This is a genomic window from Salibacterium halotolerans (assembly GCF_900115625.1).
GTDB classification, from domain to species: Bacteria; Bacillota; Bacilli; order Bacillales; family Marinococcaceae; genus Salibacterium; species Salibacterium halotolerans.
In genome coordinates this window covers 1-15,085 of the sequence record NZ_FOXD01000039.1, presented here as the reverse complement: position 1 = coordinate 15,085, position 15,085 = coordinate 1, and the positions used below count along the sequence as shown (strand labels likewise).

Here is a 15,085-nt window from a genome sequence, read left to right as displayed (position 1 = left end):
AATCTGCGCTTTGAATGCTGGGGTATATCGTTTACGTTTCATACCCACACCTTAACACATCCTTTTTTCGTGTCTGAAATCTTGGGTCCAGTATATTCATTTAAAAACATAATTTAATGTATTTATATTTATCGAACAATAACCTAAAATTCAATCTGTCCCGAGTACAACATGACGCTTTAATGTGTCCTGATTAACTTGATAAAAATGATAGGTCCCTTCTTTACGTGACAGCCTTAATGCCCCGCAGTCGACAAGCTGTTTTAGATGATGCGAAAGAGTCGAGCCTTTAAAATCCAAATGCTCCCCAATCTCGGTACAGCTTAATTCTTTATGATCGCATAATAGCTTTACAATATTTAACCGGGTTGGTTCGCCGAGTGCTTTGAATATTTTTATTGCTTCATTATCATTATTCATCTAGTACCATCCTTCATTAATTTATTATATCTTTATATTTATCGATATAATAAACAATAAAATTCACTTTGTCAAAAGAGGCGCTTTAAGTCATGAAATATTGCTGGCAAGATGGTCTTATCTTACGGAACCGCTCCTATTGGATATCCTATACACCTTTGGTGCTGTAAAATCTGATACAGCACATGCAAAAAACAAAAATTTACAAATCGACGTATGATATTACGATTAAAAACCTTATTGATATCAGGGTTTTTAATGCGACTCAACAACACTCGGCAACGACCACATGGAGGTAAAATAAACCTATTCTCATAAACTGCAACAATTTTGGTTATTTTACTTTCATCTGCAGTAACCATAGATGAAACAGCACCATGTTCAGTACAGAAAGCAATAGATCAAGAAAGCAGGAGAAATTGGCAGTGACCTATGATGACCAGGAACATCAAGACCATCCAACCACCAAACCGATTCTTCTCTTAGACACAGGCGCCTGCGAAGACGATGCCCTTGCTTACGCAGAAAAAATCGATTATACAATGAAGTCGCCGAATGTGGAAGAAGCCGTTTTTCTTCGCCCCGAGCGTAAAGTGTTGTATTATATCCAGGTTACCGTTGAGGAGATCCGCTTCCATCTCTCCGATCTTTCCCATCTGTCATGGCAGATTATCCTTGTATTACCCCCGAACGCAACAATCTACCCTGCGTATTTGCTGCATGGTCACGCCTTGATTGTTCATGACCGGGATATGGATGAAATATCTTGGATGCAGCAATGTCAGCTTGCTTATGACTGGGATTATTATGTTCACCCAGCTTTTCATGCAGAGGTTTTGAAGCAGTACCAATCCCCCGCTTCTGAAACATCGCACCCAGTCAGCCGTTCCATCGCTATTAATGATGAATTGACCACGCAATACCTGACCCATAAAGAGATCGTGGTTTTGTCGAACATATTGGATGTAGTTCTAAATTTATCAAAATACTATCCTTTCTCTTTGTAAATTTAGTTTGTGTGGGTTAATAATATTTTCCCTTTCAATGCTGGAAGTTGAGCGTGGTGAATTGCTTTTTTATAATAAGTAAAGCTATATTTTTTATTAATAGTAGATAGCTTAAGTTTATTATTTGTTGTTAGATCAATAATTTCGTTAAACTTTTTATGCCAATCAGTTACGGAAATACTACGGTTCCATAACCTTAAAGAGAATAACAATGTTTTAATTCCATATTCTTCATTCACTTTCTTCCAGTTAACTTGGATACCAGACAATAATCCTAAGCTAAGATACTTACCGCTTTGTCTTAGACATTTTACTAGTAATTCTCCACTTTCACCACCAACTGAATCTATTGAAACTGTTGCTCCTATACAGCCTGTGAAACTCATAATATTTTCATGAACGTTAGATAATGCAGAATTAATAACTTTCCAAGCCCCTAAATTCAATAATTCTTCTCTATGTATTTCATTTCTTATTACTAGAATGATTTTAAACCCTAAAATTTTTGATAATTGAGTAAATATACGAGCAATAGAAGACCCACCGGCATTCATAACCACAACATCGCCTAATTTTAAATTCAGGTATTCGGTACAAATCACCCATGCAGTTAGCGGATTTATATATAATTGGCTAGCTGTGTCATCGTCTACAGCATCGGGAACCTTAACAATTAGTTCAGATGAACACTTTACAAATTTTTGCCATGTACCTTCCCCCTTAACGGTAAAACTCTTTGGTTGATTAATGAGGGGGAAACTTGGTTACCCACCTTTACAATTCTACCAACTCCCTCATAACCACCTATACATGGAAGAGATATCCGGTGCGAGTAGGCACCTCTAATAGGTATGAGATCAGAAGGATTAATAGGGCTAGAAATCATCTCCACCAATACTTCATTGGGATCTAAAGGGTGAACAGCATCTTGACATAAATTCAATTCATTTAAAGGATCACCAAATGCTTTATATTTTAATGATGTATTCTCCAAGTTATCCCACCTTTTTTAAGATCATTGTTCTTTTTAGTCTAAATTAATTTACATGATTCATCGATATCTGGAAATATATTACCGAGAAGGTTCTCCACAATAAAGTGTGCCTGAAGGTGTGAAATAAAAAACAATGCTTTAGGACTAACTGTTTTAAAGTTTCATTGCGTATCGTTTTTTCAAGCAAATTTTTGTTAACTCGTCGGAGTGCATCAAATACAGCAAATAAAGCACCTAATTAAGAAATGCCCAAGGTTGATAATCATTTTTAAATGACTTATTTGTTTAAAAACGACTTTATTGTAAATTGAACAACTTTATTGTCACTCATCAGCACGTCCATCGTAAACTGAATCTTAATCCCACCATTGAAATGTTTCGTAGAGGGTTTGATACGGGCTCTTTACAGTTAAAACAAAGTCATGAATATATTTTTGATGTTAGCATCATAATGTGGTACAGTAAGGGTATAATAAAAGGCAGGGACAGCGGTAACTGCCCCTACCTCTTGTACGATGCGAACGGCCCTTCAAAGAGGGCAACTATTTCAATGGTTTATAAAAAACCCCATCCTTTTTTAGAGTTGCCCCTCTAATTTAAGGATGGGGTTTTACTTTCTGCCTGACACCACAATAAGCAATACAGTTAGCATTATCATGATAAGTTGATAATCAGACATAGAACCACCCCCTTCCTACTTGGGGAGTGGTCGCCCATCCTTAAAGGGAAATCCCGTTGCATCTATCATCTATGATACCATGAATAGACTTTTATTTGTTGCTATAAAAGAGAATCATTCTCTATCATTTATCCGCTTTTTTTCTGCCTGAAAAGCCAAGTGATCAATTGGTTCCGGTCAATCAGAGTGACTTTATTCTTGTCGGCTAAGCGATAAGCGTTGGATGTATAATGACTGTTCGTGATAACCCACGCTTGATTCGCTTGATAGTAATCCATTCCACTTCGGACTTCCTGGACGGCTTTTACCCCTACATTGGATTGGTATCGCTTGGCCTGGACGGCGATGATGGTTTTATCTTTTTGTAGTAATAAATCCACACCATAATCCGCTCCCTTGGCTGTTTGCTTTACTTTATACCCGTCCTGTTTCAGCCGCTCTTCCAGGAACAATTCAAATGTTTTTCCGCTCATTCGGTCCACATCATGAATTCCGGATTGTCGAATCCGTTTTCTTTTGGTCATTTCCATGCCGAGGATGAAAACCACGATCAACAGAAATGCGGCAATACCTGCTGCGACCAACAACCCAAAGGACCCTGTCTGCCATAAGATTAATAGAAAAGATCCAATAACAATAAAACCTGCTAATGATTCGATTCTTTCTCTTTCATTTTTCTCCACCTGTTCTACAAAAATGTCCCATCAGCAAACAAATACCCTATAAATCCCCAATCCACTTGAATATCTCTGTGGGGTACCCCGAGCGATGTCCATTTGTGTGTAATGACAATAAAGTTGTTTAATTTTTGGTGCAATTGCTGAATAACACTTCATGGATGTAACAATAAAGTCGTTTAAATCTATGGTCTTTCCACAATCGCGCCCAATTCTTGAACAGAGGAACAGGTCTTATTAAATAATCTCATGAAACGCATCTTTAAATTTATGTTTTCCGTACATTGGCGCGGTCACATTATGAGTCATCACGTTCATAAAAAAACGTAACACCCCATAATTATGTTTGCTGAACAATTTCATCCCCAGCGAAACGAAGTTTAATAAACCGGCCGGAATGTGTATAATGTGTTCCTTCTTATCCAATGCGAGTTGATCAGTTTGTTCATATGTAAGTATTTCGGGACCGCCAACATCAAGTGTTTGGTTTACCTCTGAGAGAGAGTGTATACAAAATTGGGCTAGGTCTTCGCCGTGAACCGATTCATTCTCGTTTCACATGGATTCCCCCCATTTTAGTTGTCACACCCTTTTTGACCCTGCTTTTTTAATGGCTCATTTAATTTTACTTATGATTTTGCTTAAGCAAATGATTCAACAATGATGAACAATATGTTTGATTTGTCCCATCAGTATTTGAGCATTGGATTCCTGTCTTCCAAATGCTTCTTGTATTTGCTCTAAAGATTTGTCTGTCCATTGTTGTTCAATAATAAAGATTCATCTGTCAAACCATCCAAAACGTTTTGAGTTAGCATGGCTTCCTTATTCCATTCTTTTATAAAGTCTGCAATCGTTACATACAATGTAATTCCTCCATAATCAATTGAATTGATTATTTACTCTTAAGACCCATTATAAAACATTTGTTCTTATATTTAAAAAGAGTTGCCCCACAATCCAGCCCTTATATGTGAAATTGGCGCCATCCCTTATTAAAAGCACCCGATTGCGGCATAATTTGTGCTTTTAGGTCAACCACCTGCCAATATCGATCAATTCATTGAAATCTAATTGCTAGACAGTTGGGGCCACGCCAACCGCTTACATCACATTGGCCATATTCAATATTACCCACAGCAACCATTGTGCCGTCTGATTTAAGACCAAGAGTATGAGCACAACCCGCTGCTATCGCCACAATAATTACTAGCAAATTAAAATCTTCAGGTTCAGACCCAATGATATAATCAACAGAAGTTTTAAACCCCCCTATTGAACTTACAATTTCTTTTTTTCATTAGTTTTCGATGACTCGCTCAACACGGATGACCTCGTTATAGAATGACTTGACACCACAGCGTTCGATTGTTTCAACGATCACAGCCGTCTTACTTTCGTCACTGGTAATGGTTTCCCAGGCCTCTCTTGAACGCCATTGGGCGTAGTTAACAACCTTTCTTCCATCCTCACTTACATGGAAACTTGCTGAAACAAACCCAGAATTTCCTTTAAAGTGCTGTGTGACTTGTTCAGTAATTCCCTCAATCAGGGCATGTTGGTATTCCGGATCGACTTCGAATACAACCATTACGGTGAAAAGTTGATTTTTTTCATTAATTATCGGCATTTCTATTCCTCCTCAAATCTTTTTGGTTTGGGGTTTCTACCACACGTTGGCAGTTCCCAGACCTTACCTTGCATAACGTTACTGACTTTGTTCCTCATGACTTGGCTTATACAGTATTTTAGAACAGGTACCTTTTGCTCTCTCAAACTGGAAATAATAAAGCAATACTGTACTTGCAAGTACAATCGCAAGGATGAAATAAATATTACCGTAAACGAACCCTTCCGAAAACAAAGTGACGGGATTCCAGCTAACAGCGGCTCCCTGGTCAACCACTTTGCCGTAAATAGCACCTGAAACGCTGCCCGTCATAAAGTTCAACATTGAGAAAATACCCATGCCTATCCCGATCTGTTCCTTCGGCAATGTTTGGGAAACCGAGTTCTGCATTGGAATGAGTATGAACGCTAACCCCACATCACCAAAGATCAAAAAGATGGCTATGAAAACCGGTGAACTTCCCACAAAGGACGATAGCAGCACAAAGCTAGTCAACACCAACGCTGATGACAGGTAGAATAAGAATGCATTTCCTTTGACATCCGCTAACTTGCCGCCTTTTCTTCCCAAAACAGCCGAAATGATGGCTGCCGGGACCATCACTAGGCCAATCAGCTGTGGATTCAATTGATAGACATCGGATAACATCAGCGGTGTTAGAAAAACGAGCGAGAATCCGCTGCCGACAACGAGGACCAGAATAACCAGGCCAAGGGAATAACGCTTATTTTGAAACAGGCGAGCTTGAACAAATGGTTCTGCAGCAGATCGGATACGTATGATGAACAACGCGAACAAGATCATGCAGCAGACGGTCAGCATCCATCCCCCTTTCGTAACAGACAAAAGCAAGAGCGCAACGGTTCCGGCTAGCAACCCACCTCCTATCCAATCGAGTTTGCTCTTTTGCCCCTGTTCATCATCTAAATATTTGCGGTAAAACGGCAACAGAAACAGCGTGAAAAGGGGCAGGCAAAACAACCATCGCCAATCAGCAATGCTGACAATGAAAGCGGGAACAATGGGACCCAGCACTCTGCCAAGTGCCAGACCGACAGCTACGACCCCCAGAGCATGACCGCGCCTATCCCGCGGAAAATAGCGGGCCGGAATAATCATTGCAGCTGCTGGAATAACCGATGCGCCCACGGCTTGTAAAATCCGTCCAAGGAGCACCATCCAATAAGCTTGGGAAATCAAGCCAATCATAGAGCCAAGAGAAAAAAAGATCAGTCCGAACGTCAACAAATTTTTGAGCTTATAGCTATCGGCCAACTTCCCATAAATGACTGTTCCGATGCCATAAATCAGCATGTAGGCTGATGAAACCCAACTTACCTGTGCATAGGAAAGGTCAAGATCTGCCACGATCTCGGGAAGCACGACATTAAACATCGTTGCACTCATCACGGATAGAATAAGCGTGAACATCAAAACGCGCATCAATTTATTTTCTGTTTGTTGCTGTACCTTGTGTCCCATTATTTCTCCTTTCTGATTAAATATTATATAATAGTTGTCACCACTGACTGTCATTTTGTTTTAAAGAATGGTAGAGAAAAAATTAAAGGGGGGCACCGTACAAAAAATTGGTACAATGACCCCGCATAGCTTTGTTCCTTTCATTTCATCTAGTTTAGTATCATATTGTTCAGTCTTTTCCTTCAGTATCCCGCAAAGTTTTCAACGCATCGCTCCAGGCGATGATTTGGTCAATCATGGCGTGAACCGATTTCTCTTGAAAGGCAGCTGGATTTAACTCACTAAAATTCTCAAAATCGGTAAAGAGTGAAAGTCGAACTTGGGCTTGCACGTCGGCGACCTGTAATTCAGCCATAATCATCCGAAGGTTTTCAACCGCCGTTGTAGCCCCAGCGGCACCGTATCCAACAAAGCCAGCTGCCTTGTTGTTCCATTCTTTATACAGGAAATCGAGGGCATTCTTTAGAGCAGCCGATAAGGCATGGTTATACTCAGGCGTGACAAAGATAAAACCATCAAACATGTCAATTTCTTTAGACCAAGCCTTTGTATGTTGTTTTGTATACTGTCCCGATGCTGCACCCATGGGTTCGTCAAGCAATGGTAGATCGTAATCGGCAATGTCCACGATTTTGAATTCAGCATCACTGCGCTGTTTGGCTATGTCGTATACCCAATGTGCAACAGCCTTTCCTTTACGACCCGGACGTGTGCTTCCAATAATGATAGCTATTTTGCTCATGTTAAATGCCTCCTAAAAAAATTTATTGTGAGATAATTAAGGGCAACACCCTTGGAATAACTAACTGATTTTTTGACTAAAGGTATTTTTCTTCCACATGTTTAATAACATCAGCGATTGATACTTTGGCTATGTCAAAATCATGTGCCTGAGAACTTTCTAGTCAGGCTTCTTTAACAGCCTAGTGCCCGTGGTTCACAATACCGTGTACCTCCCCTCTCGCATGAAAGATTACAGAATAATCCTGAATTATTTGAATCCAACCATTACCGTAAAAAGTTGATTTTCAACAATGATCGGCATATTTTATTTCTCCTCAAATTATTTAGGTTATTTTTGTTCCACTCGGTGGTTCCTTAAAAGTATTTAATAACTCAATCGAAATGAGTCACATCATCAGTCGCGCTGCTAAGAGGTTCATGTCGGAAAAGAATAATGGCTAGAATTGAAAGACCAAGCAGAATGACTGCACCGACAACACTGACAACGTTCAAGCCGGCCATAAAGGCCTCGCGAGCATTGAGTAACACGTCTGCAAGCTCAGTAGGAAGTTTCTCGGCAGCTGCCGTGGTACTGACGAGGGAGTCACGGGTAGCCACAGCTACCTCAGTCGATACATTGGCGGGCACATCCACCTGTTGACGGTACACTGCAGTGCCTATGCTCCCTAGAATGGCAACGCCCAGTGCCATGCCGAGCTCTCCGCATGTCTCGGATAACGATGATGCTGCGCCTGCCTTCTCCGACGGGGCAGATCAGATAATGATGTCCATCGTTAACACTTGCATTGGACCAATACCAATCGTGAGGAGCACACTACCAATCACCGGGATGGTTAGTCCGGAGGTGACATCGACCTGTGTAATCATCATAAACCCAGCACTCGCAATAACCAGCCCAATACTGATGACATAGGAAGGTGGTATCCAGCGCGTAGTGATTGGCGCCACCATGATACCGATAAAGCTTCCTACGGCATAGGGAATCATCCATAAACTTGCTTGAAACGATGCCAATCCCTCGACCAATTGCAGGTATTGTGCGAACAACAGTACGAAACCGCTGATTGTGATCATTCCTAGTAACAGCATACCGAGGGCACCGCTAAAGGTACGGTTTTTGAATAGTTCCAGATCCACCAGTGGATCACCAAGTCTGTTCTGTCGCCGCATGAAAATCCACCCGATTGCAGCACCGGCAACAACAGTAAAAACCGGAGACACCTGCCATCCATTCCTGGCGATTTCCTTCACACCATAAATCACCGGTAGGATAGCACCCAGTGACAGTGCGACGCTGATCAGATCCAATCGTCCGGCTTGGGGGTTTCGGTACTCGGGTAACAATAATGGCGCAGTCAATAAGAGCAACACCATGACCGGCACCCCTAGCAGGAACACTGATCCCCACCAGAAGAAATTTAACAATACCCCGCCAACAACCGGACCAAGTACACCTCCAGCAGCGAAGCAAACCATCCATAAGCTGATGGCCATTGTGCGCTGTTTGGGATCTTTGAACATGTTACTAATCAGGGCAATCGTGGATGGCATCAGAGTCGCCCCTGCTATCCCAAGCAAAGCGCGAGTCACGATAAGCATTTCAGCGCTGATTGAGAAGGCAGCCAGTAAGGAGATGGCACCGAACGCGCTTGCCCCTATCATTAGCAACCGCCTCCGGCCGAGTCGGTCGCTCAGCGGACCCATCGTGACAAGAAAACCGGCAATCATGAACCCATAGATGTCAAGAATCCATAATTGCTGAGTACTGCTGGGATTCAGGTCTGCAGCCAAATGAGGAAGCGCCAGGTGAAGCATGGTAAAATCCAGGGAAAGGAGTAGCGTAGGCAACCCTAAAACGGCGAGCCCTATCCATTCCTTCCAACCTGCGCGAGGCGGCGCATTGGTCGTCATATCAGGCGTTTCAATATTACTTTGATCATTTCCCGTATTAGTCATCATTCTCACCCTTTCGCCTTTCCAGGTTTAAAATCTCTTCTGTTAAGTTGATGGATCCGTTGCAATTATTTTACATTGAATACGCTAATTACATCGGCCAATTCGCTGTTCTTTCTCTACAACTTTAGAATGAGTGAATTTATCTCCAAACTATTGCTGCACCTCGTTCATCTCCATTTAATATCACCTTTCTAAATAATGAATTAATCATTTTTTACAGTCACTACAGACTGACATAAGCATTTTAAAAAATTACTAGGGGGTTAAAGCCCTAGTAAATATCGAAACACTTTCTTCAATAAAAGCTTCAATGGAAAAGGCGTTGAGGATGGGATCATTGTTCATCCGGCCCATTGCTGCACCAAAATTCATATACAGAAAGGCAACAGCTTTTCCTTCGGGATCGACCTGAACAATTTTCCCTTTTTTATACATTTCTTCGAAGTATTCGGTTAAAAACGCTTTTAACTGCTCCGGGTGTTTATGTGTATCTTCCTGAAACCCCGGAAGGTTCTTAGCCTCTTTTGTACTAATTTGGATCATTTTCCGATTCTGATACATGATCCTGTGATAGTTTTGGGAAATCATGTGCAAGTCAGCCTGGAGGTCCCAAATGACTTTTTCTGCAAAAATGTCTTTCATCTCTTCTGCATAATGATAACGATGAAAAGCTGACTCTAACAAATTTTGTTTGCTCTGAAAATGCCTGAATAGTGTTTTTTCAGTAAACCCGGCTTTTGTTGCAATGTCTTCGGTCGTTACGCCATTGTAGCCTCGTTCTGCCATAAGGTCGATAGCAGCAGTCATAATCTTATCAGAAGTGACCTGTTTTCTGTTAACACTCATTAGAACAACATCGCCCTTTTTAATTAATGTCTGTCACTAGTGACTGTCATAAATATATAACATCCTACTTTGATTGTCAAGTGATCAATCAAAATGGACGGCTGCGATTGTAACCGTCAAGTTATTTTAAACACTTTTTGCTCAGTTATTTTGAACACTTTTTTCATCGAACAACGTTTCACGGTATTTGATACGATGACTCCCGCCATCCAAATGAATGACCTCTGATCGATGGAGAAGGAGCTGTATCAAAAGCCATTAAGCGTTAAGGCATCCACTGCAGGCGGACGCTTGCCGCGGGCAGCGCCTCAGCTACATCAAACGGTAAAACCGCCGTTTGATGGGATCTTCGGCCGCTGCTCTTCCCGCTGGCGTCGCCGCCTTCCGTTTCTGCCTGAGGTGAATTTTCTATATTATTGAAAAGGAGCTGTACCTTTTGATACAGCCCCGTCGCAATGCCCTGATCTCCCAGAAGCTCTCCCCAATTCTCTGGTCCCTTGTTGGAGGTTAGAATAATGGAACTTCGTTCATACAGATGATTGACGAGATGGAAAAAGAGATTCGCTTCATGATGGTCCATGGCCATATACATTAAGTCATCCATTTTGACCAGATCGGCTTCCCGAATTCGTTTCAAACGAAGCTGAAACTTGCGGACATAGGTTTCCGTTTTCAGTAAAGTGACGAGCTCCCCCATAGACACAAAAGACACTTTCTGCCCTTGGTAAATATCCTCGACCCCTAACCCGATAGCCAGATGTGTTTTGCCGACCCCGGGCGGCCCCAAAAATACGACATTAAACGTCTGTTCAAGCCAGGTTAATTCCTGAAGCTGCCGGAGCTGTCTCTGACTGAGAGAACACTGTTCCCCAAAATCGACCTGCATCTGTTGTCCCTGCGGTGATTCTTCCAGAGCCTCAAAAGACCGGTAAGTCACCGTTTTTGGTATATGATATATTTCTCTCCATTCCTTGACATAGGTTCGAATGGTGCTGTCTCCTGCTTCCTTAAAAGCGTGTTTTTCTTGGCTCTAAAATAAATGTTGGGGTTTTAAGACAATTTCGTACTTAAAAAATACGCAAGCTCCTTTATCCTTTATACTTGAGTTGTCGAGAAACAAGAAAGGATAGGAGTTGCGTATCTATGCATTTTACCATGAATTTACCCGGTTTAGAAGAATTCAACATGATGAAAAAGGAGACAGTAGGGTCTACGTATTATATCCATGTGGAAAAGGAACGAAAAGCGCACAGATGCCCGGCATGCGGGGAAAGGACCAACCGTGTTCATGACTACCATATACAGAAGATCCAACATTTGAAGATGTTTGAACGGACATCGTACCTATTTTACCGAAAGCGGCGTTATGCCTGTTCCTGTGGGAAGAAGTTTCCGGAAAAGACCCGTGTGGTGGATCGTTATCAACGTCACACAGTGGAATGGAATCAAGCATTAGGTCTTCGAACCATTCAGGGTAAGAATTTTAAAGATACCGCAGACCAGTTTCATACATCCCCTTCAACAGCTATGCGGCGGTTTGACCGTCTGGCAGCGCCCATGATCCAGGAAGTGAAGGAACTACCCGAGGTCATTGCCATCGATGAGTATAAAGGAGATACAGATCATGGGAAGTATCAAGTCCTCTTCATTAGTCATATTGCTCATCAACTACATACTCCCCTATTCATGTCCAGCTTAAATTTTGACACAAATTACTCCACCATTTGGCTCTAAGTATGGATACGGGCGCTAGTTCCTTATTCCAGATAGGCGCCCGTTTCTAGAAGATCCTTGGCTTAACTTTATTTAATATTGGAAATCATATAACATGTTGTTATTAAAGTGGCGGATTCTCCTCACCTAAATGAACCCAATCTTCTTTTGGTGGTCCGTAAACTCCAAAAGGTTTTACCCCTGCTTGACGCATAAGGACTGTTAATTGTCCACGATGATGAATAATGTGCTTAATTAGTCCCATGAGGATTAAAGCATTTGATTGCTGTCTTCCGAATGCATTTTGTACTTGCTTCAAGGTATCATCTGTCCATTGTTGTTTAATCATTTGGGCTGTGTAAGAACTAACCTCTTTAAAGGTGGGTTCTATTTGACGCTTACATTATTACTAAAAAACCGGCAGCTTTATTACCTGCCGGCTTTCTTCTCTCCATAACGTTAGACCTTCACACGATGACCCAAGCCATCATTTATTCTGAACCGGACAACTCAGATATTTTAACTTCCTTGACTACACCATACCAATCGATTGATGTTTCTTTGACCATCGATCCCTGCAGATTTCCTCCCGTTTCCCCGTACACTTCCTGAATGTAGGGCGGTTGTTCTTGTGCTCTCATCTTTACACTGACGTACGGATCAGCGTCTTCACCCAGCTTGTCTTCACCTGGAATAGGTGCCCGCATCCGGAAACTTCCGTCCGGCCGAACATAGTCGTAGTCGTTATAACCCGAAATAATGTAGTTATCTGCATCAATACTGGCTAGTATCTTCGCACCTTGCAGAATATTACTCTGTCCTTCTATGTATACAAAGTCACCTTCTCTTTCTGCGTCAAAGTCCAGCCATGCCTCCGTCTCTCCATAATCTTCGGGTGGCTCGTTACCAGGAGGTTCTATCGTTATCGTTTGATCTTCTTCCCCCAAAACGTAATCGGTGTAAAGAATATACTTTGGTTCGCCGTTTTCCCGTTCTTCATCCGGGTCGATTCGAACAAACGGTCCTTCCAGGTTTTCTCCATATTCCCCGTAAGCTTCTACTATGTCTTCCTTCTGATCGTCCGGGCTGTATGTAATCATGAGATCCAGTGGTTCATCAACATTCGGATAGTCTACTTCACCGGAAAAAGATCCATCTTCTTCCACCGTGATGTTTGTCCAGTTCGAAAACAATATATTTTTTACCGCATCAAAGCTTACAGTCAAATCCGCGCCCGGTATTAGGTTGGTTGTTCCTTCGATTTGGACGGTATCATTATCCCGGCTGAACACAATCTTCCCATTTATGTCCACTCGAGGATCCCCCTGATTTTCCATCCCTTTTTCTTCTTTTGTACTGCCTTCTTCCTGCTTCTCCGCTTCTTCCTTCTCCGTAACGTCCTCCACTGTTTCTGTCTGATCAGAAGATTCTGTTGCTGCCGGATCTTCTGAACTGCATGCGGTCCCTCCCACAATCATCACGAGCAGACTCATAAAAAACAGACTGTTTTTTCCCATATCGTCTTCCCCTCTCTCCAGCTTCCGTGCTTCATTCCGTCTCTTCTGGTTTAACAATTATTTCCACGCGTCGGTTCTTCGCACGATTTTCTTCGGTATCATTGGAGACAACCGGTTCCGTTTCCCCAAATCCTTTCGTGGAAAAGTCGAAATCATCCATCGTTTCCTCTTCTACAAAGTAAGCCTCCACCGCTTCTGCACGTTCCTGGGAGAGCTGCTGATTGTATGACGCCTCTCCCTGGTTGTCGGTATGCCCATGAATCTTGACTTCCCCTGCTTCATATTGCTCCAGCTCCCCGCTGATTTCTTCCAGTAAAGCCAGTGCATCATCACGAAGCGTAGACTCATCAAAGTCAAACAGGAGATGATCCGGTACGTTAATCGTGATTTCCTCTCCCATACTCACCCCTACTTCTGGAACGGTGATCTCCGGCGCACTCACTTCAGGAGCTGATACTTCAGGTGCAGATACCTCAGGAGCAGACACATCGGGAGGTGAATAATCAAAAGAAGAACCAGAGTCTTCTTTATCTTTTTCCTGCTCTTCCTCTTCCGACTGCGCTTCATCGGTTGACTCCTGCTCCTGCGCTTCTTCTTCCCCTGTGTCGGCTGCTGGTTTACCGGATGAATCAGGTTCATCCTCTCCGGTGCAGGCAGCCAAAACTATCACAAGTAAAAAGAATAGCATTCCTGATTTTTTTAACATGATATCCTCCCTGTTTTAGAAAAATGAACGGATAATCGGCCAGTCGTTTTTCCATTCATAGAACAAAAGACCGACTATTGTTATCATTAGGCCCATTTGAAAGTGGACAAGCCTCACTTGGTCTTCCTCAAAATACTTGTGAACGAAATTGGTAATTGATCCAATACCTACTATAAATAGCAAAATCCTCAAGGATACACTCAACCATGAAATAGTAAAGAAGTCTTCTGCCACACCTGGCGTGAAACCAGCCATAAGAAAGGGAATAAATACCATACCAATAAATAAAACAACACATACATTTAATATCTTTACTAACATACGCATCCCCTCTCTCTTTGTAATTAATTATTCTCCCACATGCTCTTGTTTTCTCCGTATTTCTATCCTATCAATGATCACCAGATAGGTGCGTTCCCACCTCACGGAAACATAAATTGTTATCTATAACAATTTGATCCAGTACAGAATCCTTCCATCTGTCCAGACAGGAATTTGTTGGTAAATTAGTGTATGACCGTGCTCTTGGAAATCACCCACATCGCACATGGTCGCTAACCCTCCCATATATCACTGGCTGAAGGTCCATACATTCCTTCGTCCGGCGTATCCATGTGGTGGGGGGCGGCTAAGCTCCCTAGCTGGGTCTGGGCCCGAATGGAAAAAATGAACGCCGCCTCGGCACTATTGGTGTTTGTTCTATAGGCACAGAAG

The 15,085-nt window shown here is 42.2% G+C and carries 14 protein-coding genes and 5 pseudogenes; 2 read left to right on the top strand and 17 right to left on the bottom strand.

The genetic code is table 11. From position 1 onward, the window contains the following. Positions 1 to 150: 150 nt before the first annotated feature. Complete coding sequence (locus BM124_RS18095) at positions 151 to 420, bottom strand: ArsR/SmtB family transcription factor (protein WP_093339846.1); 270 nt, start codon at positions 418 to 420, stop codon at positions 151 to 153. Positions 421 to 845: 425 nt separating this feature from the next. Here BM124_RS18095 and BM124_RS18090 point away from each other — a divergent pair, with 425 nt between their 5' ends. After that, the gene (locus BM124_RS18090; RefSeq protein ID WP_093339844.1) at positions 846 to 1,427 is read left to right on the top strand and encodes a hypothetical protein; all 582 of its coding nucleotides are present in this window, start codon (positions 846 to 848) and stop codon (positions 1,425 to 1,427) included. Positions 1,428 to 1,429: 2 nt separating this feature from the next. On the opposite strand, the gene BM124_RS19415 is transcribed toward BM124_RS18090, so the two are convergent. From BM124_RS19415 to BM124_RS19565, 12 genes and pseudogenes are all read right to left on the bottom strand, one after another. Continuing rightward, the gene (locus BM124_RS19415; RefSeq protein WP_244504409.1) at positions 1,430 to 1,981 is read right to left on the bottom strand and encodes a zinc-binding dehydrogenase; all 552 of its coding nucleotides are present in this window, start codon (positions 1,979 to 1,981) and stop codon (positions 1,430 to 1,432) included. Between the two features lie 137 nt (positions 1,982 to 2,118). Next, the gene (locus BM124_RS19410; RefSeq protein ID WP_244504408.1) at positions 2,119 to 2,421 is read right to left on the bottom strand and encodes an alcohol dehydrogenase catalytic domain-containing protein; all 303 of its coding nucleotides are present in this window, start codon (positions 2,419 to 2,421) and stop codon (positions 2,119 to 2,121) included. A gap of 807 nt (positions 2,422 to 3,228) precedes the next feature. Beyond that, the gene (locus BM124_RS18080) at positions 3,229 to 3,783 is read right to left on the bottom strand and encodes a restriction endonuclease (protein WP_093339841.1); all 555 of its coding nucleotides are present in this window, start codon (positions 3,781 to 3,783) and stop codon (positions 3,229 to 3,231) included. Between the two features lie 654 nt (positions 3,784 to 4,437). Then, positions 4,438 to 4,643, bottom strand: a pseudogene (locus BM124_RS18075) (hypothetical protein); the annotation flags it as partial. A 194-nt stretch (positions 4,644 to 4,837) separates the two neighbouring features. Beyond that, a pseudogene (locus BM124_RS19405) lies at positions 4,838 to 4,981 on the bottom strand (chromosome condensation regulator); the annotation flags it as partial. A gap of 96 nt (positions 4,982 to 5,077) precedes the next feature. Next, positions 5,078 to 5,407 carry an antibiotic biosynthesis monooxygenase family protein gene (locus tag BM124_RS18065; protein WP_093339839.1) on the bottom strand — a complete coding sequence of 110 codons (330 nt, stop codon included), beginning with the start codon at positions 5,405 to 5,407 and terminating at the stop codon, positions 5,078 to 5,080. Positions 5,408 to 5,485: 78 nt separating this feature from the next. Next, on the bottom strand, positions 5,486 to 6,889 hold the full coding sequence (locus BM124_RS18060) for an MFS transporter (protein ID WP_170841227.1): 1,404 nt from the start codon (positions 6,887 to 6,889) through the stop codon (positions 5,486 to 5,488). 169 nt (positions 6,890 to 7,058) lie between these two features. Next, the gene (locus BM124_RS18055) at positions 7,059 to 7,631 is read right to left on the bottom strand and encodes an NADPH-dependent FMN reductase (RefSeq protein ID WP_093339836.1); all 573 of its coding nucleotides are present in this window, start codon (positions 7,629 to 7,631) and stop codon (positions 7,059 to 7,061) included. 374 nt (positions 7,632 to 8,005) lie between these two features. Beyond that, positions 8,006 to 8,323 carry a hypothetical protein gene (locus tag BM124_RS19400; RefSeq protein WP_244504407.1) on the bottom strand — a complete coding sequence of 106 codons (318 nt, stop codon included), beginning with the start codon at positions 8,321 to 8,323 and terminating at the stop codon, positions 8,006 to 8,008. Positions 8,324 to 8,386: 63 nt separating this feature from the next. Beyond that, positions 8,387 to 9,592, bottom strand: coding sequence for an MFS transporter (locus BM124_RS18050; protein ID WP_244504406.1), 1,206 nt, complete (start codon positions 9,590 to 9,592; stop codon positions 8,387 to 8,389). Between the two features lie 252 nt (positions 9,593 to 9,844). Next, positions 9,845 to 10,435 (bottom strand): TetR/AcrR family transcriptional regulator, encoded by a 591-nt coding sequence (locus tag BM124_RS18045; RefSeq protein WP_093339834.1) that lies wholly within the window; start codon positions 10,433 to 10,435, stop codon positions 9,845 to 9,847. Positions 10,436 to 10,865: 430 nt separating this feature from the next. Continuing rightward, positions 10,866 to 11,318 (bottom strand): annotated as a pseudogene (locus tag BM124_RS19565) (ATP-binding protein); the annotation flags it as partial. A gap of 260 nt (positions 11,319 to 11,578) precedes the next feature. On the opposite strand from BM124_RS19565, the pseudogene BM124_RS18035 reads away from it, so the two are divergent. Continuing rightward, a pseudogene (locus BM124_RS18035) lies at positions 11,579 to 12,106 on the top strand (transposase family protein); the annotation flags it as partial. Between the two features lie 166 nt (positions 12,107 to 12,272). On the opposite strand, the pseudogene BM124_RS18030 reads toward BM124_RS18035, so the two are convergent. The 4 genes and pseudogenes from BM124_RS18030 to BM124_RS18015 form a co-directional block, all read right to left on the bottom strand. Further along, positions 12,273 to 12,542 (bottom strand): annotated as a pseudogene (locus BM124_RS18030) (DinB family protein); the annotation flags it as partial. A gap of 97 nt (positions 12,543 to 12,639) precedes the next feature. After that, positions 12,640 to 13,665, bottom strand: a complete 1,026-nt coding sequence (locus BM124_RS18025; protein WP_093339828.1) for a hypothetical protein — start codon at positions 13,663 to 13,665, stop codon at positions 12,640 to 12,642. A gap of 31 nt (positions 13,666 to 13,696) precedes the next feature. Next, entirely contained in the window at positions 13,697 to 14,371 is a 675-nt protein-coding gene (locus tag BM124_RS18020; protein ID WP_093339826.1) for an OmpA family protein, read from the bottom strand. Between the two features lie 15 nt (positions 14,372 to 14,386). Beyond that, positions 14,387 to 14,692, bottom strand: a complete 306-nt coding sequence (locus BM124_RS18015; protein WP_093339822.1) for a hypothetical protein — start codon at positions 14,690 to 14,692, stop codon at positions 14,387 to 14,389. Between the last annotated feature and the right edge of the window lie 393 nt (positions 14,693 to 15,085).